A 21,503-nucleotide genomic window follows, 5' to 3' on the forward strand; every position below is an offset into this window, starting at 1 on the left:
TTCGCCGACTTCATGCGCAGTTTGCGTAACTGTTTTGCCTGCACTCTTTGGCCTGCGCATCTGCCTTGGTAGTCTGCTGTCGATTCAGTTTTTTGGCCAGGCGATTCTTGTTTTTCAAGGCATCTGTGTGAGACGACTGGGCCGCCAGGGCAAACCACATATAGGCAACAGCCGCATCACGCTTAACACCCTGCCCGGCCTCATGGGCCAGACCAAGATTGAACATGGCATCGGCATCTGCCTTTGCGGCCGCCTGTTTGAACAGTTTGATCGCCTGCACCTGGTCTGCCGCCACACCCTCGCCCCTGCTATAGCGCAGTGCGAGATTATTTTGCGCGGCGGCATTGTCCTGCTCCGCTGCGCGCCTGAACCATTTAACGGCAGCTTCATAATCCTGCTTGATACCCTGGCCGTTGGCATAGCGAAGACCCAGGCTGTTTTGCGCACCGGCATGATTTTTATCAGCGGCAAGCCTGCTCCACTTCACGGCCTCAGCAAAGTCCTGACTTGCGCCACGGCCTTGCGCATACATCAGTCCCAGGTTGTACTGGGCCTGGGTATTGCCCTGCTCACCGGCGGCCAGGTACCACTTGAACGCCTCAGCCTCATCACGAGCCTGCCCCCTGCCTTCCATCAGCATGCCAGCCAGGTTGATCTGTGCGCTGACATTGCCTTTGGCGGCAGCCAGCCTGTAAAGTTTGAGTGCTTCGGCATCATTGGCAGGCAGGCCACGCCCCTGTTCATACATGGCGCCCAGACTGGCCTGCGCCAGCGTGTCACCTTTGGCGGCTGCCAGACGATACCATTTCAATGCTTCGGTCAGGTTCTCGGCAACGCCTACGCCTGTAGCATAAATACGGCCCAGGTTGGATTGCGCAGCGGCATTGCCCGAGGTGGCCGCCAGGCGATACCAGCGCAACGCATCCTCATCATCCTTGATCACACCCAGCCCCTTGGCATAGGCATAAGCCAGCGCCATTTGCGCCTGCGCATGGCTCTGCTCTGCCGCCAGGCGGAACCATGTTACGGCCTCACCAAAGTTCTGCCTCACCCCCAACGCCTGCTTGTGCATCAGGCCAATCTGGTATTGTGCCTCGGCATGCCCCTGCTCGGCAGCCAGCTTGTAGTTGCGCATGGCTTCAGCATAATCCTGCCTGACGCCTGTTCCATCCCTGTAAAGATTGGCCAGGCTGAAATAGGCAACCACATTCTTTTGCGCTGCGGCCTTGCGATACCAGGTCAGCGCATAGTTAACGTTCTTTTCCACTCCCCGGCCTTCGACAAACATCATGCCCAGGTTGGCCTGGGCACTGGCGTTGCCTTGTGCGGCAGCTTCCTTGATCCATTTGGCGGCCAAAGTGACATCGACCGGCACACCATTGCCGTTCAGGTACATCAAGCCAAGATTACTTTGTCCCAGCGCATCGCCCGCGCTGGCCGCCATGTTGAACCACTTGAAGGCTTCGGCATAATCCTGGTCAACTTCTTCACCGGCAAAATACAGTGAACCCAGCGAATTCTGCGCCCTGGCATTCCCCTTCTCGGCACTGCTCCGCAAGGCTTTGAGGGCATTTTCCCTGTTCTCATTCTTGGGAAGTATCTTTTGAAAGTCGATGCCGGATATCGTATTATCCGGCCTTGCCTGCGCACAGGCAGACTGGAGCAGCATCAGTACCGATGCCGCCAGCAAAATGTGTTTCATATTGTGTGATGTGAAATAAGTGGGCACCGCCAGTGCACATGCCCCTATTATGCGCGATAGCCCGCCCGCAGGCAAACCCGGTAAAGTCACAGTTGCCGGGCAAGCAGCCTATTTTGGCACAGCTACCTCAACCTCACCACTTGGGCGCGATCTGTTCCCCCGGCAGGATATCGTAAGGATAAGCCCAGCCGGGAATAGCGCGCAGACGGTCCAGCCAGGCGGCGATGTGGGGGTATTTGCTGGTGAAGGGATAAGCGCTTTCGTTTTCGGGATAGAACAGGTAGCCGCTCAGCGAAAAATCGGCAATGGTCGGCCCATCGCCCACCATGTATTGCCGTGTCGCCAGGTGTTTATCGACGATGCCAAAGGCATTGTCGATGCGGCCCAGCAGCCATGCCTGCACGGCCGGATCAGGTGCAGCGGGGCCAAAGGATTTGTTGAAGCGGTAGCTGGCAAAATAACTGGTGAATTTGTGGTTGTCGAACAGCAGCCAGCGCAGCACTTCGAGTTTTTCATCTTCATTCTTGCCGCCAAAAGCGCCATGTTTGCTGGCCAGGTAGCTGAGAATGACACCGGATTGCGTGAGCCTGCGTTCGCCGTCTTCGAGTATTGGTACTTCGCCCATTTCATTGGCCTGCTCGCGCCACTCAGGGTTGCGGGTTTCGCCCTGGAACATGTTCACATAGACAGATTCAAAAGGCTGGTTCAGCACACGCAGCATGAATGCCACCTTATACGCATTTCCGGACTGGCACAGGCTATACAGTTTATACATGACGCTTCCCCTTAGAAAATGAAATGGAAAAGCATCATAGCAACAAACCCGAGCACACGCTCAGACCCCAGTGTCAGCCATCGTCTTGAGAAACGCCTCGGTCTGCACATCTGCCGGATAAAACAGTTCCACGCATAGCTCGTGCAGGGTGATGTCGCGCGGGCTGCCGAAGGTGGTCAGGGTGGTGAACAGTGATAATGCCTGTCCGTGCAATTCCATCACGCAGGGTACTAGCAGAGCTGGTTCGCCATTTCCGCCATGGCTGCTGTTTTTCAGGGTTTGCACATTCGGGTAGGCGTGGATTTCTTCCACCAGGGCCATGATGGCGTCATCGCGGGCATTGAGCATCTGCCTTTGCAATATCTGCAGCAGGTAATTGCCCCACTCTTCAAAGTTTTTGGTGTGCGCGGCAAAACCCTGCGGGTGCAGGCTGGCGCGGAAGATGTTGAGGGGTGCTGCCAGCAACTCTGGCGGCAGCAGGCTCATCAGCCTGGCGGCGGCCTGGTTATGCAGGACTACGTTCCAGTGGCGGTCCAGGGCGACACCGGGGTAAGGGTCGTGGGTGTCGAGCAGGCGCTGCACGGCGGCACGCACCTGCACCATGTGGACAGAATCAAGCCCCTGCTCGGTGTAACGCGGCGCATAGCCGGCGGCTAGCAGCCAGGTGTTACGGGTACGCAGGGGTACGTCCAGCCGGGCGGCTATCTGCATCAACAATTCTGCGCTCGGCTTGGAACGGCCGGTTTCAACAAAGCTCAGGTGACGTGGTGAGATGTCAAGGTCCAGCGCCAGGTCCATCTGGCTTTGCCGGCGCAGGCTGCGCCATTCGCGTATGAGTGTACCGATGCCGGCTTGTGATGGGGCGGCTGGTGCTGCAGCCTCGCGATTGCTGAGGATAGTGAGGGTATGGCTCAATTGCGTGCTCCTGTAGATTGGCGATGTCATGGCGGGCGATAGCAATCGCCATATTCAAGCACATTATGGCCAGGTCCGTGTTGTGCCACCATTACCTCTGAGGTAATCGACTTGCTGCAAATGTGGAGCGAAACTGCAATCCCCACAACTGATTTGGAGAATGATCATGAATACCGCTACGACCGCTGTCAACACCGCTGCTCCTGCTTTTCCTCTCAGGAAAATCCTCTTGCTGGATGCCGCCACCTGCCTGCTGATGGGCTTGCTGTTGCTGGTGGCGGCTGATTTTCTGTCACCCATCCTGGGCTTGCCGGCCAACTTCCTGCTGGGTGCCGGCGCCAGCCTGATCCCCTGCTTTGCCCTGCTCTGGTTCATCAGCATCACCGGCAGCAAGACTAATCCACCGGCGGCCCTGGTGTGGCTGGTGATCTTCCTCAACGCAGACTGGGTCATCGCCAGCATATTGACGATGGAACTATGGTTTGAACCCAGCGCCCTGGGCATCGCCTTTATCGTCGCACAGGCGCTGACTGTGGTGGGCTTTATTGTGCTTGAATACCGTGGTCTGCGTGCACATGGGTGATGTCAGCCGGTGATGGCAAGGGGGCGCCATGTCTCTTGCCCTCTTCTACTGACCTCGTGCACAGACTGAAGCAAAGTATGGCATCATACTTGCCGCATTCACAAGAGCCCATGCCCGCAGATGAAACTAGCCGCCCTCAAAAAACACCTCGCCAGCTTTGCCGGCGCGCAGGAAAAACTGCATGCAGCACCCAGCAATGTGCTGGTGTATAGCGTGGGCGAGAAATTTTTTGCCTACTTCAAGACCAGCGAGCCGGAGCAATGGCGCTTCAGCATACGGGTGACGCCGGACCGTTTTCTGGAACTGACAGACACACCCGGCGTCAAACCGGCACGCTACATGGGCCGCTTTCACTGGGTGACCATCGTCCAGGTAGAAAAATTTCCCGATGACTATCTGCGCGAGCTGATCGACTATTCCTACCAGAAAGCCTTGTCAAGCCTGACCAGGAAAAAACGCGATGAGATCCTGACGGCAAGCGGCAAACCCTGACATCGTTTGCCTGTCTGAAACAACTGAGCATAAGCGTACGGCCTGCGAAGAAACACTTTACTTATACAAGGGCAGGTTCATGCTCACAGGCCGTATGTCAAGACGCAGGCTATGCACGGTGTAGCTTTCTGCACCGGATGCGCCAGAATAATAGCCCTGGCTTTCTGCCACTTTGCTGAAGCTGAATTCAAAACCCAGCTCAGGCTGCGCGTCCATGCCAAAAGCGAGACCGATTGCGCGTTCCTGCTTGCCATCCATCAAATGGAACATCAGGTCTGTAAGGACAGTATTAGCCAGGATATCAGGATAAAAACGCTGATCGCTCTGGTAAGCCTGGGTTTGACTGAGCTTGCCTGCCAGCTTGTCCGCTGCAGGCGTCAGCACCTTGCTGCGGAGGTTAAAACGATCGCCCCGGTCAAGATAGCTGATACGGGCATTGCTGATGTTGAAGTTCTTTTGCTTGTCATCTGTTGTCGCCTGGCTCAGGTCAAACAGGATAGCCCCCTTGTAACCGATCACTTCGACCTCGCCCTGGTTATTGACCACCATGGCGGTATTTTCATCGACACCCAGACCGAGCCTGTAATTCTTTTTCAGCATGACCGGCAACATGCGGGCGAAGCGGCCACGGATGATCAGGTGCTGGTCGATGAATACATCGGGGCCGATAAAGCCCAGGCCTGCCGCAATCTCCTTGCCGTCAGTGACGCCAAGCTTCAATGTAGGCAGCACAGGTTTGGCGTCATAAAACATGGTCGTGCTCATGATCGCTGCACCGGCGCTGCTGCCAGCGATGACGCCGCCGCGCTGATACAGCGCCCAGATCGCGTCCAGCATCGCCGTTCTGCTGCCATCAGGCCGGACCAGCGCCTCTATGATACGGCCCTGGTCACCACCGGTAAAATACACGCCGCTGGCATCTTTCAGCTTATCCAGCCATGCAGCATTGCTGACAATATCTTCTGGTTTGAATTGCGCATGCTTGACCGACAGGGGAATTAAAAAAGCCTGGGCCCCGTTCTGGTTCAGGGATTCCACTGCAAATGCCCCGGATTTTTCCGGGCTTCCCGCTGCCGCCGGGATGACGGCAATCTTCGCCCCCTTGCCACCTGCCTGTTGTACGATGCGTTGCCAGACCCCGGCATTATCCATACGCAAGGCGCCGCCTATAATGACGAGCGAACCTGTTGATTGTTGCGGGGAGGTGTCTTCTGCGTGAGAATTCATGGGTACTTGCCAGAGTAATATAGTCAGACAGCTTAGCAGACTACGTAATAGCGACCTGGTATTTTTCAGAGAAACTATCATTATTTTCATCCTGATTTTTTTATATTGTAAGCGATTCAATTCACTGCTACGGGCAGGAGTTTAAAAAAAGGGGACAAGCATCAGTCTTGTCCCCGAACGCGCTGCTTTGGAAGTGATTATTGATATTGCTTATTTAAAAGCATAGTTACCAGATATGTAGAAGAAGCGGCCACGCGGGTCGGTATAGCTGGGGTCGTAACCAGCGATGAAGCTATAGACCTGGTTAGAACGCGGTGGATTGCTGTCCAGCAGGTTCTTGATGCCGGCACGCAGGGTAAATGCCCTGCTGAATTTGTAGCTGCCACTTGCATCCCACAAAACATAGGCGGGCACATCGCGGGTACTGCCATCTGCCAGAGGGTTCTGGTCATGATAGCCCTGATAGTAAGTCTGCTGCAGCGTTGCTCCCCATGGGCCGCGGTCAAAGTCAAATGTCAGGGTATGCCTCCAGCGCTGTACGACCTGGGTGTCGGTATAGATGCCTACACCATTCACTTCCGGGCTGGCTGCGGTGTTGCGCGTCTTGTAGTCGATGACATAAGTACCGTTCAGGCTGACATTGAATTTACCGAGGCTGTTTTCTGGCAGCTTCCAGTTGACGTTGACATCGACACCTGAGGTTTTCAGCGAACCGATATTTTTCACCCTACCATCAACTGACAGGATAGGGCCGGGGATGCCGGGCAGGCTGGGGTCAGCCGCGCCACGTATCGCATAACCAGGATTGGATTTGGGGTCACTGAAGTAAGCGCCTTCATTGGCGAGCAAGGTGTCCGACTTTTCTATGCGCCAGTAGTCGAGAGATGCCGTCAGGCTGCGGCTGGGTTCAATGACGATGCCGGCAGAAAACTGCTTCGACGTTTCTGGCTTCAGGTTGGCCGTACCACCCTTGATCAGGTCCGGCTGTAAGCCGCAATAGTCGGGGTTCTTGGTATTGTCTATATTGCCTGTCTTGATACAGCCCAACGGGTCATTATAGATGCCGCTGGTCTGGCCTGTGCGTGCCGGTTCATTGATGTCCGCCAGACTGGGGGCGCGAAAACCTGCACTGTAAGAACTACGCACCACGACTTCTTTGGCAGGTGTCCAGCGCAGACCAAATTTTGGATTGGTGGTGCTGCCTACATCATTGTAGCTGTCATGACGCAAGGCAGCCTGGGCTTCGAGATTGCTGAGTATGGGTAAATTCAATTCGGCAAACAGCGCTTTGACAGTACGGCTGCCGCCATAAGCCGTCGCCGCACCATCGCCGCGTATCTCGCCAGCGGCCAGCAAGGCGGAAGGAGTGAACTCCAGTTTTTCACGACGGTACTCAGCACCAATCGCCAGACCGGCATTACCGCCCCCCATGGCAAATAACTCGCGTGAAGCCTTGATGTCAAAGGCGTCGGTGGTAGCTCTGGACTGGCGCGCAGCATCGCTGATTTTTGCTGCATTCAGCAGATTCGTACCTTCGGTTCCCGATGGACCAAAAGGATTGATTTTTCCAGTCAGGAAGGCACTGTCAAATGCCGACGTCCTGACATAGCCATCGACATACTTATCATCCACCTTACTGACACTATGATTCAAGGCAGTATCATAATCCCAGCCGGCAATCGTGCCTTTGGCACCAACTATAAGGCGCTGCGCAAGCGCACTCACTTCATTAGTGCGCGGGCCCGCCGCACTGAGGCGCAGGCCGACACGCAAAGGTGTCTTGTTGGTAGCAATGAGGTCATTCGGATAGTAAGCACCCGTCACCGGGTAATTGAGATTACTGACCGTCAGCGGGCTGATGCGGTAAGTGGTTTTGGTGTCGCTATGCAGTATTTCTGCAAACAGGGTGTTGTCCGCATCAATGGCAAACTGGGCACGGCCCAGCAGGGAGGCGCGCTGGGATTCTGGGAAAATCTCAGTATCATGCATGTAGTCATACAGACAGGCTTTACTGCCGACAAAACTATCTGCCGCAAACACCGTGGCGGGTGGGTTGCAATTTGGCGCGCTGGGGTTCAGGCGCGAACCGGTAGCTCCACCGCTGGCCGTGGTACGGCGTACATTCGCCGGAAAAGTGTTGGAGCTGCCTACATCGAGATTGATGTCCGGCTGATAGGCTGATCCTATCCATGAACGCTGGGTCGAGCGCAAGCTACCGGTGTTCTGGAAATTCGCTACCCCCATGAGGTTGTACCGGTCCTGACTCAGGCTGCCTATGCCACCCGACAGGCTGATGATTTTTTTGTCTGCACCGCCGTGCTGGGTATTGCCGATATAGGCAGATACTTCACTCCCCTGGTAATCCGGGCGTGTAATGAAGTTGATGACGCCGCCTATGGCATCTGCGCCATAGATGGCAGATGCTCCATCTTTCAGTACTTCAACGCGTTGTATGGCGGCAGAAGGAATGGAATTCAAATCCACACCAGAAGATGTGCCAGGTGAGGCAAAATTGGCGAGGCGACGACCATTGAGCAGGATCAGGGTTGACGACACGCCTATGCCACGCAGGTTGGCGCCATTGAAACCGCGCTGCGTACCACCATTATCGCTGAAGCTGGCGCCATCGGTCAGGCCCGCCGTGCTGGCAGATACCTTGCTCAATAATTCAGCAGCTGTGGTGACGCCTGATTTTTCTATCGATTCGCGACTGATTATTTGCACAGGCAAGGCAGTCTCTGCATCAATACGCTTGATCGATGAACCGGTAATTTCCACACGCTGTGGTTTGCCGGGGTCATTGTCAGTCTGCGCCCATGTGCTTTGCGTACTCATCCCCAACATCGCCATGACGCTCAATGCAGACCAGGTTGCGACAGCCAGTTTCTTGGGTATGGGCTGACGTATTTGCTTTTTCGTTGCCATTGCCTTGCTCTCCTCAGGTTTTACAGAAATTTTAAAAAAAGCATCCCCCTCAGTCACTCCGGAGAGTGACCGTGATTCGCTTATTTTGTTTATTTACTTCTTGGGTTTATTGTTATCCGGCTGTGTATATTTGACGTTGTTGTCAACGCTATGCAAAAAGGCTGATATGGCTTCGGTCAGGCGCATGGCCTTTTCCACATTCTTTTTATTCGACACCATCATGCTACTGACCAGGGCTTCGATCACTGCAATCGCTGCACTGGCACTGCTGGGCAAGACACCATGGGTGCTCGGTGCCAGCAACAGGTAATTACCCAGTTGGGCGATCGGTGAGGCGGGTGAATCGGTGATGGTGACGATGCACGCTCCGTGATCACGCACGAACTGTGTGAGCTTGATGACATCGAGCGCATAGCGCGGGAAAGAAATAACGATGAGCACATCTTTGTCAGTAATATTTGCCAGATGACCAGCCGCCACTTCAGTGCCGCCATAACCGACCACTTCCACCACATGAGAGCAGAAGGGCTGCAAATGCAGCGCCAGCATGCCAGCCAGATGTGCACTAAGGCCAAAACCCATGACATACACAGTATTGGCCTTGGCGATGTGGCCGACGATCTGGTGCAGACTCTGCTCGGGCATGCCCTGGTTTGCCGCATCGATATTGGCAGCGGCAAATTGCATGCTGGTGTGGGCGGGTGACGGTGCGCTCTTCCTGGCTTCTATGGTGTTGCGCAGCTTCTCTACCGGCTGAAAAACTGCCTGCACCACTTCCGCGATCTGGTTTCGCAAACCGGCATAGTTATTAAAACCCATGTCACGCGCAAAACGGCTGATCGTGGCTGTTGACACATCACATTGTTCGGCCAGGTCTTCTATACCCAATGCCGTCACCTTGACCTGATTGCGCAAGAGAAAATTGGCAATGCGCTTATAGGATGCCGATCCCTCCTGCAAAACCAGCATCAGTGATTCACCCAGCGTGGATTTGGCAAAGACCATTTCTGGCGAGGCAGAGTCAACAGGGGTATTTAATTTCTTCATATGCATCAATCAGTAAAGCATTCAATAAAACTTTTTTCGATGAATGAACTGTAGACCTGTTTAAAAATATTTTCAATACTATTTGTCGTTTTATTTTCATAAATGTAGAATATGTAAAAAATCATTCATTACTTGCACAGAGTACAGATGCGGCGAAGTGTTGTTTTTGTGCTCCTGCGCAAGCGATCGCCAGAACAGTGTCCGGTTGAATTTTGAGTGATCCTGGCAACATTCATGTAAATTCAGAATCGGCTTTCGATTTTGCTCCCCTCATTACCATCGAAGAAAAGAGTTTTTTATGCAGATAAAACGTCATGCCTTGCCAGATATCAGTAGCGGTACAGTGCGCGAATTGCACAGTTTTCATTACGGCACCCCTGGTCTTGGACGCAAGGTGTATATACAGTCGTCTTTGCATGCAGATGAAATACCCGGCATGCTTGTCAATCATTACCTGCGCGAGATGCTGGAGCAGTATGAAAACAGGGCGGCGATTGCCGCTGAAATCGTGCTGGTTCCTGTAGCGAACCCCATAGGGCTGGCACAAGAAGTACAGGGCATGGCTTTTGGCCGCTTTGACCTGGCGACTGGCATCAATTTCAACCGTGGCTATCGTCACCTGACACCACGCATATTGCCTTTGCTGGAAGACAGACTGGGTGCAGATGCAAAAGAAAATGTGAAACTGATACGCCAGCAGGCATTGGCCGTGCTACAGGCATGGCAGCCAGAAACGGCAACAGAGCAGCAAAAAAAAATCCTGCAAACCCTGGCAGTAGATGCAGACCTTGTGCTGGACCTGCATTGTGACAACCAGGCCGTCATGCATTTATATACTGGCACGCCGCTGGCACAAGACTGTATGCCGCTGGCCGCTTACCTCGGTGCGCAAGCAGTGCTGGTATCTGTCCTGTCGGGTGATGATCCATTTGATGAATCCTGTTCGCGGCACTGGTGGGAACTGGCGCAGCACTTTGGTCAGACGACGCCTGTCCCAAACGCCTGCCTGGCGATCACTATCGAATTGCGTGGCGAAACTGAAGTCAGTCATGAACTGGCCCGGGCAGATGCCTCATCCATCATTCATTTTCTCCAGCATGCAGGCTACCTCAGGGGGAAGGCTCCCTCTTTGCCTGCTGCCGTATGTCAGCCTACTCCACTCGAAGGTGTGGAACCCTTGCGGGCCCCGCATGCCGGCATACTTGTATTCACCAAAGCGGCTGGTGAACACGTTGAGGCGGGTGAACGTGTGGCAGACATTGTTGATCCCGTCAGTGCGCAGGTGACACCAGTATTGGCGACCGTATCAGGCATTCTGTTTGCGCGTGTCGCCCGACGCTATGCCACACATGGCATGCGTATCGCCAAGATCGCCGGCCCTGTTGCCTATCGCAGCGGTAATTTACTGTCTTTATGACCAGGAGTGCGTCATGCTGAAACAAATCAGATTGCCAAATACCTTTGTCTTGCTGTTTTCATTGCTGGCGTTGATTGCATTTGCCACCTGGCTGGTTCCAGGCGGCAAATATGATACCCACTTAGTCAATGGCAAGACACTGATAGATCCAGCCAGTTTCCATTACATCACCAGCAATCCACAAGGTGCTGTGGCCCTGATGATGGCGCCGATCAAGGGCTTTGTTGAGGCAGCATTGATCATCGGTTTTGTACTCATCGTTGGTGGTGCTTTTGCGGTCTTGCAAAAGACCGAGGCGATTGATGCCATGATCAAGTCCGTGGCCAGGGCGCATACACATTCCCGTGTCGTCAGGGCCGGCATTATTCCCTTATTTGTCGCCCTGTTTTCCCTGGGCGGGGCAACCTTTGGCATGGCAGAAGAAGCCATACCTTTTGTCATGATTTTTATCCCGCTGGCGCTGGCACTTGGCTATGACTCAGTGGTGGGCGTGTCTATCCCATTTATCGGATCGCAAGTCGGCTTTGCTGCGGCATTTTTGAACCCCTTCAATGTAGGTATTGCCCAGGGTATTGCTGGTGTGCCGCTATTTTCCGGCATAGGTTTCCGACTTGTTTCATGGTTGCTGGCGACACTGCTCACTATCGCTTTTCTTAGCTGGTATGCCGCACGCATCAAGAGCAATCCCTTGCTTAGTCCTACATTTGAGATTGATGAGGATAAACGAAAAAATCTCAAAATCGATGAATTCACCAGTTTTACTGGCATGACGTCGACGCACAAAACCGTGCTCTTGATGTTTCTGTTGACGCTGATCGCCATGGTGGCAGGCGTGGTCAAATATAGCTGGTATATAGAAGAAATAGCAGCACTATTCCTGGTCATGGCTATCCTCGTGGGTGTAGTGGGCAAGCTCAATGCCGACAGCTTTGTAGAAGCCTTCATGCAAGGCGCCAAAGACCTGGTGACCACCGCCCTGGTGATTGCCCTGGCGCGTGGCACCATGATACTGGCACGTGATGCCAACATCATCGATACCATGTTGAATTTCCTGATGCCTTTCGTGCAGTCCTCACATCCCGTCTTCGCGGCACACAAGATGTTTGTGATCCAGTCTGTCATCAACTTCTTCATTCATTCCGGCAGTGGGCAGGCAGCATTGACCATGCCCATCATGGCCCCCCTGTCCGATTTGGTTGGGGTAACCCGGCAGACTGCAATACTGGCGTTTCAGTTTGGTGAATTGACGACGCCGATGATACCGACATCCGGCATTACGGTTGGCGTGCTGGCGCTGGCACGCATACCGTGGGCGACATGGGCGAAGTGGATGGTACCCTTGCAGTTGCTGTACTTCATGCTCGCACTGGGTTTGCTGTCATTGTCTTGCATGATCAGTTGGTAAGGCAGGCAGTGAAAATTATTTATTTTCATCTGCCAGCAATTGCTCCAGCCGCTTGGGGTAATTATTGAGGAAGTCACGGGTCACAGCAAAGTGTTCCGTGTCTTCATAACTGGTTTCGGTGATGCCGCTGCCATCAAACTGGTAGATTTTCGCATGCGGGTATGACAACAGTATCGGTGAATGCGTGGCGATGATGAATTGCGAGCCGTCCTGCGCCAGTTGATGGATGGCATTGAGGGCGGCAAGTTGACGGTTAGGTGACAGCGCTGCTTCAGGTTCATCCATCAGGTAGAGGCCATTGCCTTCCAGCTTGTTCGTCAGCAGCGCCATGAAAGATTCGCCGTGCGAGCGCGTATGCAGCGAACCGCCATAACCTCCCAGATAGCCAACCTCATCCATGTAGGTGGCGACGTTGAAGAAACTCTCTGCCCGCAAAAAGTAACCATCGCGCGGCTTCTTGAAACTTTTGGACAGTCTCAGATTCTGGTGCAGCGACGATACTGATTCTGTGGTGCGGTAAGCGACATTTTTCGTGCCGCCTTCCTGACCGTAACCGAGGGCCATGGCGATGGCTTCAAGCACTGTCGATTTACCGGCGCCGTTTTCGCCGACGAAAAAGGTCACGTCGGCATGAAAGTCCAGCGTATCCAGTTCCCTGACTGCCGGGATATGGTAAGGGTAGCTGTCAAAATCGATGACAGCATCGTCACGCAGGCTGATGCGTTGCAGGTAGGGTTTGGCGGACAGGCTCACGGTCAGTCGGGCGTTTTTTTGGACAGGGCAATGAATATGCCACATGCTGCCACGAAACTCTAGCTGTTTTTCCGGCGACACCCAATAGCCGGTCAGGACAACATACGACGCCGGCCATTTTCACTATGTGACAATGACCGAAGTGAAAAAACCTATGACTCTCTGCGCCAACTGATCGCATGTTTCAGTCAGAAAACGCCGCCAGGGCTCAACAGAAAAAGCGTGATGAAATTGTTGACTGGAACCGGTTCTGTGATGCCAACATGCCGGTCCGTTGTGTAGTCGGCCCTTGCAGGCCCAAGCCTGGGCCTCGATATCCGCTGGGTGATTCGGTTTTACTTGTCTACTTCCCTGGTCAACATTTCCCAGGAAGGTTGTGAAGTACCATCGGTACTTGCCGTCACCTTGCCTGCATTGAATTTCAGCGCAGTTTCAGCAGTTTTGCTGAATTCGATGGACTTGACCTTGCACATGGCTTTTTTTGTTGCGGCATCGGAGCAATAAGATCCGACGTTGTCCTTGATCGTTGATGCAAAATACTTGATCTTGAACATGTCGTCTTTTGACTGAAAGCTGTCTTGTTTTACGTCAAATTTTACGTCACAACCGCAAGATTTCTTGAATGCAGCTGTTGCTTCCTTGACGGCAGGTTCTACCTCCGCTGCCATGAAATCACGTTCAGCTTTACCAGCCCATGCAGCAAGCGGCAAACACAATAGAATGCCAGCCAATTTAAAAATTTTCATACTGATCCCTCGTTGGTGAATGATATGCCGTCACACCAGTAAAGTTATCCGCAGATGGGCAGAAAACCATCGTTGAGGATTCGTTTTTAAACTGCTGTCAGACATGATGTGAGGCTTGACATCTTAAGCAATGCAGCGGCTTGAAAGATATAAATGCTGTAACAATCTGTTTTGTTACTCAAGGGAAGGAAGAGGCCTGCAGTTTTCTGCCGGACAAAAAAAACAATCCGAAATTCGCTATCAGTCGGAAAGAGTGGATGCAATTTTGCAGGCCGGAGCATGACCAGGCAGGGCTTCTCCATTCAAATGCCGGTAAGATGTGGCAACAACTAAAATCAGCAAAAATCAGCAAGTAAGCAGGTAAACTTCCGTGCTGTCTGGTTTTTCAGGGAATTTTATTACTGTGAAAATTCCCTTACAACACCGGTAACAGCCTTCGTCACAGTCTGTTACATCATTCGTGTATTGACGGTGACTCCGTCATTCGCATTCTCATTATTCTCATGTCGGCGACACCTGCCTGCGCAGCCGACGGTCGCACCACCAGCCATACATGACCCGCAGGTTAAGCAGCGTCAGCAGGCTCCAGCAGGCCGTGGCGATCAGCCCGCCGGTTTCCGGATTACCCCACAAGAACACCCAGATGAACAGGGCAAATGCAGCGGGCAGGGCAGCTACCGTCGTGCTGATGATTTGCGTCTTTTCTTTTGCCGCCAACAAGGCGGTGGGTAAAAAGAAGGTCAGGGCCAACAACAGCAAGTCCTTCAGGCCCGACGGCAATTCATCTGTCTGCAATTGCTTCCAGGCCTGCTCTGTCAGTTTATAGGGATAGAGGTAACCATCAACATAGGTGTCTGTCCCCTGTTTTTTTACCTGCGCCGTGACGGCAGCCTGCTCAGGTGCACGTTTCTCTTTGGCAGACTCACATCTGGACAAAGGCAAGACAAAACACAGTAAAAGCAGAACAGAAGCGACCTTCCTGATCAATTGCTGATAATTCATGCGCATTCACTTCATGCATGGATTTCAGGGCTTGATGTAGGCATAACCTTGCTGCTGGCGTCTGATCAACTGCGATACACCGGCCTCGACATAACCAAGATTGTCGAGCATGTCGGCCTTGCTGATCTTTTGTGCACGCATGGTGTTTTCACAGATGACCACTTGCGCCCCCTGCTTGATCACTTCATCAATGCGGCTCGCCGATGGTGACTCCAGCTTGAACATGTCTATACCGGGGCCGTAGGCAACGATTTCAACATCGACGTTATCCCTGCCCAGGTCCTTGATGACGTTCTTGACGTTATTCAAGGTCAGGTCCCATTTCTTGCTGTCACTGTCACTAACCTGGAAGACAACCCTGGATTTTTTAACCACCTGCGCCTTTGCATCCTGCTGCGCCATGACGCCAGCCGGCGCCATCATGGCCGCCAGCCCCAAGCCCAGCGCCAGTGCGGACAGACGGACATAGTGTGAAAACTGTCTCATTGCTTTTCTCCAAATTGATACGTTGTCGTGTCTCTCCCTTAACAATAGCAGATTTATAGCCTTTCTGATCTTGAAAGCACGAGTCATCATCTTCGACACCTTGCAAAAAGGCTAAGCTGCTTGTAAGAAATGTTAAAAATGATTGCATGCAACTTCGCTTCTGGATTAGAGTTATCGTTTCCGCAAGTCAGCACGCGCCGTATCGGAATGCTTTCCATTACTAAAATTGCGGGCATGCTTGCGGTCCTGCATAAAATTTATGCAACACAGATGACCAACAGCTTCCTGGACTACGCCTATGAAAAGAATTTTCTCGATTGCAGTTTGTGCCCTGGCCGTCATGTCAGCCCAGACCCAGGCGCAAAATACATTCAGCCTGTATGTCAGTGAAGGTACATCGGGTGGTCTTGACGCCGCCCAGGTGCTTGATAAATATTCCGGCCTGGCAGAAGTGATGAGCAAGGCTCTTGGTAAAAAAGTTAATGTGGTAGTCGCACGTGAATTTGCCCAGCTTGAAGAAGGCATGAAGTCAGGCAAGATGGATTTTGTGATTGCCCGCCCCAGTGATTATCCGGCGCGCGGCGTGCGTGACTACAAATATCAACTGGTGTCGACATCAAAACCCGACGGTCAGTGCCTGCTCATTGTTCCCAAGGCTTCGCCACTGAAAAATATCAGCGACGTCAAAGGCAAACGGATTACCCTGCCCGAAAAAATCTCTTACATGTCGAAATTCTGCTCGGCAGAATTGACACATAATGGTTTCAACCTGGCGACAGAAAAAGTCCAGTACACGAAAGAACAGGGTGCAGTCCTGTTCTATCTCGATAACCAGCTCTCCGATGTCGGTGGCGTTGCTTCGTATTCGGGCGTAGCCAAGAACCTGGAAAAAACCGGCCAGCGTGTCATCCACAGCAGTCAGCCCCAGCCTTACCAGCCTCTGATCGCCCATCCCAAAATCACAACCGCACAAATCCAGGCGCTGAAAAAAGAACTGGGACAACTCGATGAAACGGAATCGGGCAAGGTCATTCTCAAACAGTTGGGCATCAAGGAATTCGATACCGGCAACAATGAACAGCGCCTGCGTGATTTGTTGAAGTGGCTGGGCTGAGATAGCCGATTTGGAAGAACCCGATTGATCTGGTTGCCGCACCACGGTTACCAAACCAGATTTACCAAACCACATGAGACAATAAACGGGCAAAAAGCTCACAACAAACGGACACAAAAAAGACAAAACCTGCACGATGCAGGTTTTGTCGTCATACTGCTACAGTCCACCAGCTACGGCAGCCGCCTGTCAGAAAAACCACAGACAGCGTCACTGCATCAGCGATATTCCAGCGCCACTTCCCTAGCCATTGGCACTGTCGACATCGGCACTGCTGACATCGGCACTGATGGCAGTGTCGGGACAGTCAGTATCTTCTGCGGAATGCGCCGCACAGCCAGTGTGCGCGGTTCTGCGCGTTCCACCACAATATTCCAGCGACGCAAGTAATTCGTCACCGAACGTATATGTATGCGCACGCCGATCTGTTCGTTGATCAGTTGGGCTACGGCCGGACGACTCCACTCAGGGAAATCGAGGTTCAACTCTTGCGGCGTCTTTTCACGTATCAGGTCCTGTATCTGCGCTTCCTGTTCCTGGCTGAGGGAGCGCCCTTCACCGGCGCGGCGACCACGCCTGTGTGGCAGGATGGCATCTGCCCCCTCGGCCTGGTAACGGGCGATGATCATGCAGACTGCCGTGTAGCTGAGTCCCAGGTCACGGGCGATATGTACCTTCTTGGTACCACACTGATGCGCCAGCACAACCTGGCGTCGCCGTTCATATTGCTCCAGCGCACTCAGGCTGCGCGCATCTTCTTTTTCTGTTGTTCGTGGCACCTGTATTGGCTGGGCTGCCTGAATTGCCTGAATTTCCTGTACTGCCAGTATTTGAGTTTCCATGGTCATATTCATCCCGCATTTTGTAGGCTGACATCGTCAGCAGGTTGATGTGGTGAATATAGGCCATTTACGGGCTTTCGTGCCCCATACTAAAGTATGATCGCAGCCCGCCAGGCCGGGATTCTCTCAATTGCCCGTACAGGCAAACCAGCAATGACTGCCTGGCATTACCTTTGGCGCAGACAGACAAAACGGATGACGGCCTTGTCTGCGCCGGCAATTGCAATAGCACCAGCAGCAACACTGCCAGGCCAAAAATAAGCGGACGCATGACAATCTTCGTCCTGCGCTCAGACGGCACGACCAGCAGGAAAGACCGCTGTTGCCCGCACCAGCCGCTGCCAACGCCACTGCGCCACCAGGACCGTTCCCGCAAGCAAGCCGCCGCAGATCATCCCTGCCGTGAACTGCGGATAATTGATATGCAGGCCTATCAACAACAGGGCCAGCACCAGTGGCAGACAGAATGCCGTCAGCAGGGCCGTTTCATATTGACTCTTCATGGCAGCACTGTTCTTGAGTATCATCACCGCCAAAGGCAAGAGGCAAAAACAGGCGATCAGGCAATTTCCCGTCATCTGGCTGCTGAATGGCGACCAGTACAGCACAGCAACAGTCACTGCCAGCGTTGCCAGCCACAAACCGAGGAACTGACGCAACAAAAAAGACATCAGCGTGCGCGTCTGCTGCTGCGGATCTGGCAAGACCGGCACCAGGCATAACAGGGCCTGTTCTACCCTGGTCTGATAAAGCGAAGCCCTGGTGGTACTGACGAAAATGAATGGCAGCATGAGAAAAGCCATCAAGGTCACAAAATAAGGCATGCTCTGGTCATCTGCGCCACCCTTCCCTTTCTGATCCAGGAAGAACAGAAAGTACAGGATCAGAACCGGTATCATGACGCCGACCATCAGAAAACTGTTCAGCCAGTGCACCTGCGGACCAAGGGCAAAAGGCAGCAATCCGGCGAGCTGATCCCGCGATTTTTCTGCCACCGCCATACCACGCCGCCAAAAATAATTGTACAGATTAAAACCTTGCCAGATCTTTTGCCCTGGCTGCATGTTGTCACCGCTGAGCTGGCCGCGCATCTTGTGCAGGGCTTTCTGATGTTCGAAATGAGCATCGCCATGCAAACCAAACGCCCATGACAACACGGCCGCAATCAGGGCCAGGCCCAGCATGGCAACCAGAACAGGCGAAGTCCACAAAGCCAGACTCTGCCACTTCAGATATTCGTCCACCATCGGGCTGGCAGGCAGGAACAATGCCAGCAGCGTCAACAGCCATTTGCTGCGCAGCGAAGCAACATAGGCAAGCAATACCAGCACACTCAAAAACCAGGTCCTGGCAGAAAAACCGTCATTGCCAAAACTGAAGGCAAAGGCTATTGCCAGAGGCAATAGTACGCAGGGCAAGGCCAGGGCAGCAAGCATGCGTGATTTGATACCAGGCACCAGCCCGGCGTTGGCGGGGGAATGCTGCAAGAGCATCATGGGCACCAGTGTCACGAACCAGACAAGCAGCAACAAACTCAGTGAAGCGGCCAGACCAATGACCAGCGCCAGCGGCAATTTGTCCCACTGGTTCTTGATTGCCATGATGGGTAGAAAGATCGCAGGCGGTGTCAACAGCACCAGACTCAGTGCTATCCACAGGCTTTTACGGCTGGCCGAATTAATGCGCGCAAAAATCGGCTGCATCCATATATCAAAAATTGTTTTTATCATCTCAGTGTCCTCGACTGCAAAGCTGATACAGGTATCTGTAGAACAGGTGTAAGCAAAATCACTCGGTCATTTCTATGAACAGATCTTCCAGCCCCAGTTTTTCCAGACGCAGGTCCTGGCGCTCCTGTAACTGATGCAATTGTTCTTCACTGAATTGCGCCAGCATCTTGTGTTTGTCGGCAGAGTTCTTTTGTGCCGGACGGTGCAGGGTTTTCACCGGCTGCAATTGATTCAGCACTTCTGGCCTGGCGCTGACACGTACCGTACTGTCCATCATTTCATCAAGCGCTTGCTGATGGGTGATGCGGCCCTGGTTCAGGAAGGCGACATCCATGGCAACCCTTTCCAGGTCAGACAGGATGTGGGTGGAGAAGACAATGGTTGTCTGTTTTTCGATAACGTTGTCGATCAGCTCGCACAGGAATGCGCGACGTCCTGCCGGGTCCAGGCTCGATACCGGCTCATCCAGGATCAGCAATTCAGGTTCATGCGCCAGAGCGCGGATGATGGACAATCGCTGCTTTTGTCCTACCGACAGTTTGCTGATGGCTTTGTCGAACGGCAGTTCCCAGGCCTGCATGAGTGCATGCACCTTGCCATCATTCCAGCGTGGGTACAGATGACGGAAATAAGCCAGCATCTGTCTGGCCGTCAGCTAGTCAAACAGTTCGCTGCGTTGTGGCACATAACCGATTTTTTCACGTGTCTGCACGCTGAGCTTGCCCGCTACTTCACCATACATGACAGTCGTACCACCATCTATGTCGCGCAAACCCAGCAGGCACTCTATCAATGTCGACTTGCCCGCCCCATTGCGGCCCAAGAGGCCGACAATGCTGCCGGGGGTGATTTGCCAGTTCAAGTCCTTAAGTACTGACTGTCCATCAAAAGACTTGTTCAGGCCAGTAATGTGTACAGGGACTTGTGTTGCTGATTGCGTTTGCATGCTTATTTTCCTTTAAGAATACTGGTCAGCAGTGTGATCACTGCCCTGGGTTCCAATTCCAGCTGGCGCGCTTCGAGCGCGATGCGTTCCAGGCCCGGACGCAACAACTCCAGCCGGCTCTCCAGATCAGAACTGCCTTGCGCCTGGGAGGCGACCTCCATACCCAGTCCGCGGCGTCTTACCAGCAAGCCCTCTGCTTCAAGCATGCTGTAGGCCTTGGACACCGTCATGGGGTTCACGCCCAGGGCACTGGCGACTTCACGTACCGATGGCATGGCGTCGCCCGCTGCAACCTGCCGGCCGGCCAGCAAGCGGCGCAGCTGCTCTATCAGTTGCCGGTAAATAGGCTCACTGGTCCCGGTATTGACCTGGAAAAGATCGGGACTCAATTGCCGCTGATTTTCCGGTGGACTCATCGTATGCATTCCATCGTTACCTCCTTTTGGTCAACTAATACACTTAACGCAACGTGTATTAATATAGTAATACACTAAAATTACGATAACAAGCTTTTTGTCAAAAAATCTGCGGGACCCGTTTTTTGCAACACAGGATAAAATACTGGCAACAGGCGTCATGACAAGTCGGGGACTATTGAAAGAGCATGCAAACAAATATCAGCGAAGAAAGCGCAGCCGTGCAACATGCCGCCGCAATGCTGTGGCAGCGTCGCATCAACGGCACCCAGGGGTCTGGCTTGCCTGACCGTTGCCGTCCCACGTCATTGCCGGCAGCGTTTGCCATCCAGTGCGAACTGAGCCGTCTGAATCCACAAAAAATCGCTGCATGGAAATGCGGCATGCCGGCCGAAGACAAATGGGTGCTGGCCCCCATTTATGCAGAAACTGTGCATGATGCAGACAGCCACCACCTTCATCCCGTCTTCAGCAGAAACGGCAAGCTGAAAATAGAGCCCGAATTTGCCTATGTGATGGCACGGAGCCTGCCTGCGCGCCTGACGCCCTACACCATTGCCGAAGTGGACGACGCCGTAGCCTGCACCCGCCTTGCGCTGGAACTGATTGATACACGCTATGCACAGCCTGAACAGCGCAGTTTCCTCGAGCACCTGGCAGATGGCTTGTTCAATCAGGGTTTGTTACTGGGCCCGGTCTTTGATGACACGGCAGACATCGCCGATGGTGTGCCCATTGAGCTTGCACAGGATCAGGTGACCGTCAAATCCACAGGCTGGCACCCCGCCGGCAATCCACGTCTGCCCCTGTATTGGCTGGCTGAGTTTTTGCGCAGCCAGGGCATGGGGCTGGAGGCTGGTCAGGCTATTATTACCGGTTCGTTTGCCGGCAGCCCAGAGGTCAATATCCATACTCCGGTAGAAGTCAGCTTCGGTCATCTGGGCAAGATACGGGCCGGATTTGAAAGCAGATAAGATCGC

General features: G+C 53.4%; 20 protein-coding genes and 1 pseudogene. 6 read left to right on the plus strand and 15 right to left on the minus strand.

Annotated elements, in window-relative coordinates:
• Window positions 1-10: 10 nt before the first annotated feature.
• The 3 genes from LZ463_RS26120 to LZ463_RS26130 all read right to left on the minus strand — a co-directional run bounded on the left by LZ463_RS26120 (window position 11) and on the right by LZ463_RS26130 (window position 3,392).
• Window positions 11-1,702 (minus strand): tetratricopeptide repeat protein, encoded by a 1,692-nt coding sequence (locus LZ463_RS26120; protein WP_241459254.1) that lies wholly within the window; start codon window positions 1,700-1,702, stop codon window positions 11-13.
• Between the two features lie 133 nt (window positions 1,703-1,835).
• Window positions 1,836-2,477, minus strand: a complete 642-nt coding sequence (locus LZ463_RS26125; RefSeq protein ID WP_241459255.1) for a glutathione S-transferase family protein — start codon at window positions 2,475-2,477, stop codon at window positions 1,836-1,838.
• 60 nt (window positions 2,478-2,537) lie between these two features.
• Entirely contained in the window at window positions 2,538-3,392 is an 855-nt protein-coding gene (locus LZ463_RS26130) for a helix-turn-helix domain-containing protein (protein ID WP_241459256.1), read from the minus strand.
• Window positions 3,393-3,558: 166 nt separating this feature from the next.
• On the opposite strand from LZ463_RS26130, the gene LZ463_RS26135 reads away from it, so the two are divergent.
• Together LZ463_RS26135 and LZ463_RS26140 are read left to right on the plus strand one after the other, a co-directional pair.
• Window positions 3,559-3,975 (plus strand): hypothetical protein, encoded by a 417-nt coding sequence (locus tag LZ463_RS26135; RefSeq protein WP_241459257.1) that lies wholly within the window; start codon window positions 3,559-3,561, stop codon window positions 3,973-3,975.
• 120 nt (window positions 3,976-4,095) lie between these two features.
• Complete coding sequence (locus tag LZ463_RS26140; RefSeq protein WP_241459258.1) at window positions 4,096-4,467, plus strand: MmcQ/YjbR family DNA-binding protein; 372 nt, start codon at window positions 4,096-4,098, stop codon at window positions 4,465-4,467.
• Between the two features lie 57 nt (window positions 4,468-4,524).
• On the opposite strand, the gene LZ463_RS26145 is transcribed toward LZ463_RS26140, so the two are convergent.
• The 3 genes from LZ463_RS26145 to LZ463_RS26155 all read right to left on the minus strand — a co-directional run bounded on the left by LZ463_RS26145 (window position 4,525) and on the right by LZ463_RS26155 (window position 9,666).
• Window positions 4,525-5,694, minus strand: a complete 1,170-nt coding sequence (locus tag LZ463_RS26145; RefSeq protein WP_241459259.1) for a cyanophycinase — start codon at window positions 5,692-5,694, stop codon at window positions 4,525-4,527.
• Window positions 5,695-5,904: 210 nt separating this feature from the next.
• Window positions 5,905-8,619, minus strand: coding sequence for a TonB-dependent receptor (locus LZ463_RS26150; protein ID WP_241459260.1), 2,715 nt, complete (start codon window positions 8,617-8,619; stop codon window positions 5,905-5,907).
• Window positions 8,620-8,712: 93 nt separating this feature from the next.
• Window positions 8,713-9,666, minus strand: coding sequence for a MurR/RpiR family transcriptional regulator (locus LZ463_RS26155; RefSeq protein ID WP_241459261.1), 954 nt, complete (start codon window positions 9,664-9,666; stop codon window positions 8,713-8,715).
• Between the two features lie 298 nt (window positions 9,667-9,964).
• Between LZ463_RS26155 and LZ463_RS26160 the strand changes: the two genes are divergently transcribed.
• Window positions 9,965-11,083 carry a succinylglutamate desuccinylase/aspartoacylase family protein gene (locus LZ463_RS26160; RefSeq protein WP_241459262.1) on the plus strand — a complete coding sequence of 373 codons (1,119 nt, stop codon included), beginning with the start codon at window positions 9,965-9,967 and terminating at the stop codon, window positions 11,081-11,083.
• 13 nt (window positions 11,084-11,096) lie between these two features.
• Entirely contained in the window at window positions 11,097-12,488 is a 1,392-nt protein-coding gene (locus LZ463_RS26165) for a YfcC family protein (protein ID WP_241459263.1), read from the plus strand.
• Window positions 12,489-12,503: 15 nt separating this feature from the next.
• Here LZ463_RS26165 and LZ463_RS26170 read toward each other — a convergent pair whose 3' ends face one another.
• The 4 genes from LZ463_RS26170 to LZ463_RS26185 form a co-directional block, all read right to left on the minus strand.
• On the minus strand, window positions 12,504-13,286 hold the full coding sequence (locus LZ463_RS26170; RefSeq protein WP_241459264.1) for an AAA family ATPase: 783 nt from the start codon (window positions 13,284-13,286) through the stop codon (window positions 12,504-12,506).
• Window positions 13,287-13,576: 290 nt separating this feature from the next.
• A complete protein-coding gene (locus LZ463_RS26175) occupies window positions 13,577-13,987 on the minus strand; it encodes a hypothetical protein (RefSeq protein ID WP_241459265.1) in 411 nt (136 codons plus the stop codon).
• A 501-nt stretch (window positions 13,988-14,488) separates the two neighbouring features.
• Entirely contained in the window at window positions 14,489-14,995 is a 507-nt protein-coding gene (locus LZ463_RS26180; RefSeq protein ID WP_241459266.1) for a hypothetical protein, read from the minus strand.
• An 18-nt stretch (window positions 14,996-15,013) separates the two neighbouring features.
• On the minus strand, window positions 15,014-15,475 hold the full coding sequence (locus tag LZ463_RS26185) for a DsrE family protein (RefSeq protein WP_241459267.1): 462 nt from the start codon (window positions 15,473-15,475) through the stop codon (window positions 15,014-15,016).
• Between the two features lie 298 nt (window positions 15,476-15,773).
• Here LZ463_RS26185 and LZ463_RS26190 point away from each other — a divergent pair, with 298 nt between their 5' ends.
• Window positions 15,774-16,589, plus strand: a complete 816-nt coding sequence (locus tag LZ463_RS26190; RefSeq protein ID WP_241459268.1) for a phosphate/phosphite/phosphonate ABC transporter substrate-binding protein — start codon at window positions 15,774-15,776, stop codon at window positions 16,587-16,589.
• Between the two features lie 218 nt (window positions 16,590-16,807).
• On the opposite strand, the gene LZ463_RS26195 is transcribed toward LZ463_RS26190, so the two are convergent.
• The 5 genes and pseudogenes from LZ463_RS26195 to LZ463_RS26215 all read right to left on the minus strand — a co-directional run bounded on the left by LZ463_RS26195 (window position 16,808) and on the right by LZ463_RS26215 (window position 20,523).
• Window positions 16,808-17,431, minus strand: a complete 624-nt coding sequence (locus tag LZ463_RS26195; RefSeq protein ID WP_241459269.1) for a helix-turn-helix domain-containing protein — start codon at window positions 17,429-17,431, stop codon at window positions 16,808-16,810.
• 67 nt (window positions 17,432-17,498) lie between these two features.
• Window positions 17,499-17,702: a hypothetical protein gene (locus tag LZ463_RS26200; protein ID WP_241459270.1), complete on the minus strand. Its 204-nt coding sequence runs from the start codon at window positions 17,700-17,702 to the stop codon at window positions 17,499-17,501.
• 19 nt (window positions 17,703-17,721) lie between these two features.
• Window positions 17,722-19,161, minus strand: a complete 1,440-nt coding sequence (locus LZ463_RS26205) for a hypothetical protein (RefSeq protein WP_241459271.1) — start codon at window positions 19,159-19,161, stop codon at window positions 17,722-17,724.
• Between the two features lie 58 nt (window positions 19,162-19,219).
• Window positions 19,220-20,107 (minus strand): annotated as a pseudogene (locus LZ463_RS26210) (ABC transporter ATP-binding protein).
• A gap of 2 nt (window positions 20,108-20,109) precedes the next feature.
• Window positions 20,110-20,523 (minus strand): GntR family transcriptional regulator, encoded by a 414-nt coding sequence (locus tag LZ463_RS26215; protein ID WP_241459272.1) that lies wholly within the window; start codon window positions 20,521-20,523, stop codon window positions 20,110-20,112.
• A gap of 188 nt (window positions 20,524-20,711) precedes the next feature.
• Between LZ463_RS26215 and LZ463_RS26220 the strand changes: the two genes are divergently transcribed.
• Complete coding sequence (locus tag LZ463_RS26220) at window positions 20,712-21,497, plus strand: fumarylacetoacetate hydrolase family protein (RefSeq protein ID WP_241459273.1); 786 nt, start codon at window positions 20,712-20,714, stop codon at window positions 21,495-21,497.
• Window positions 21,498-21,503: the final 6 nt, after the last annotated feature.

This window comes from Undibacterium paludis (assembly GCF_022568815.1).
Lineage (GTDB): Bacteria > Pseudomonadota > Gammaproteobacteria > Burkholderiales > Burkholderiaceae_D > Undibacterium.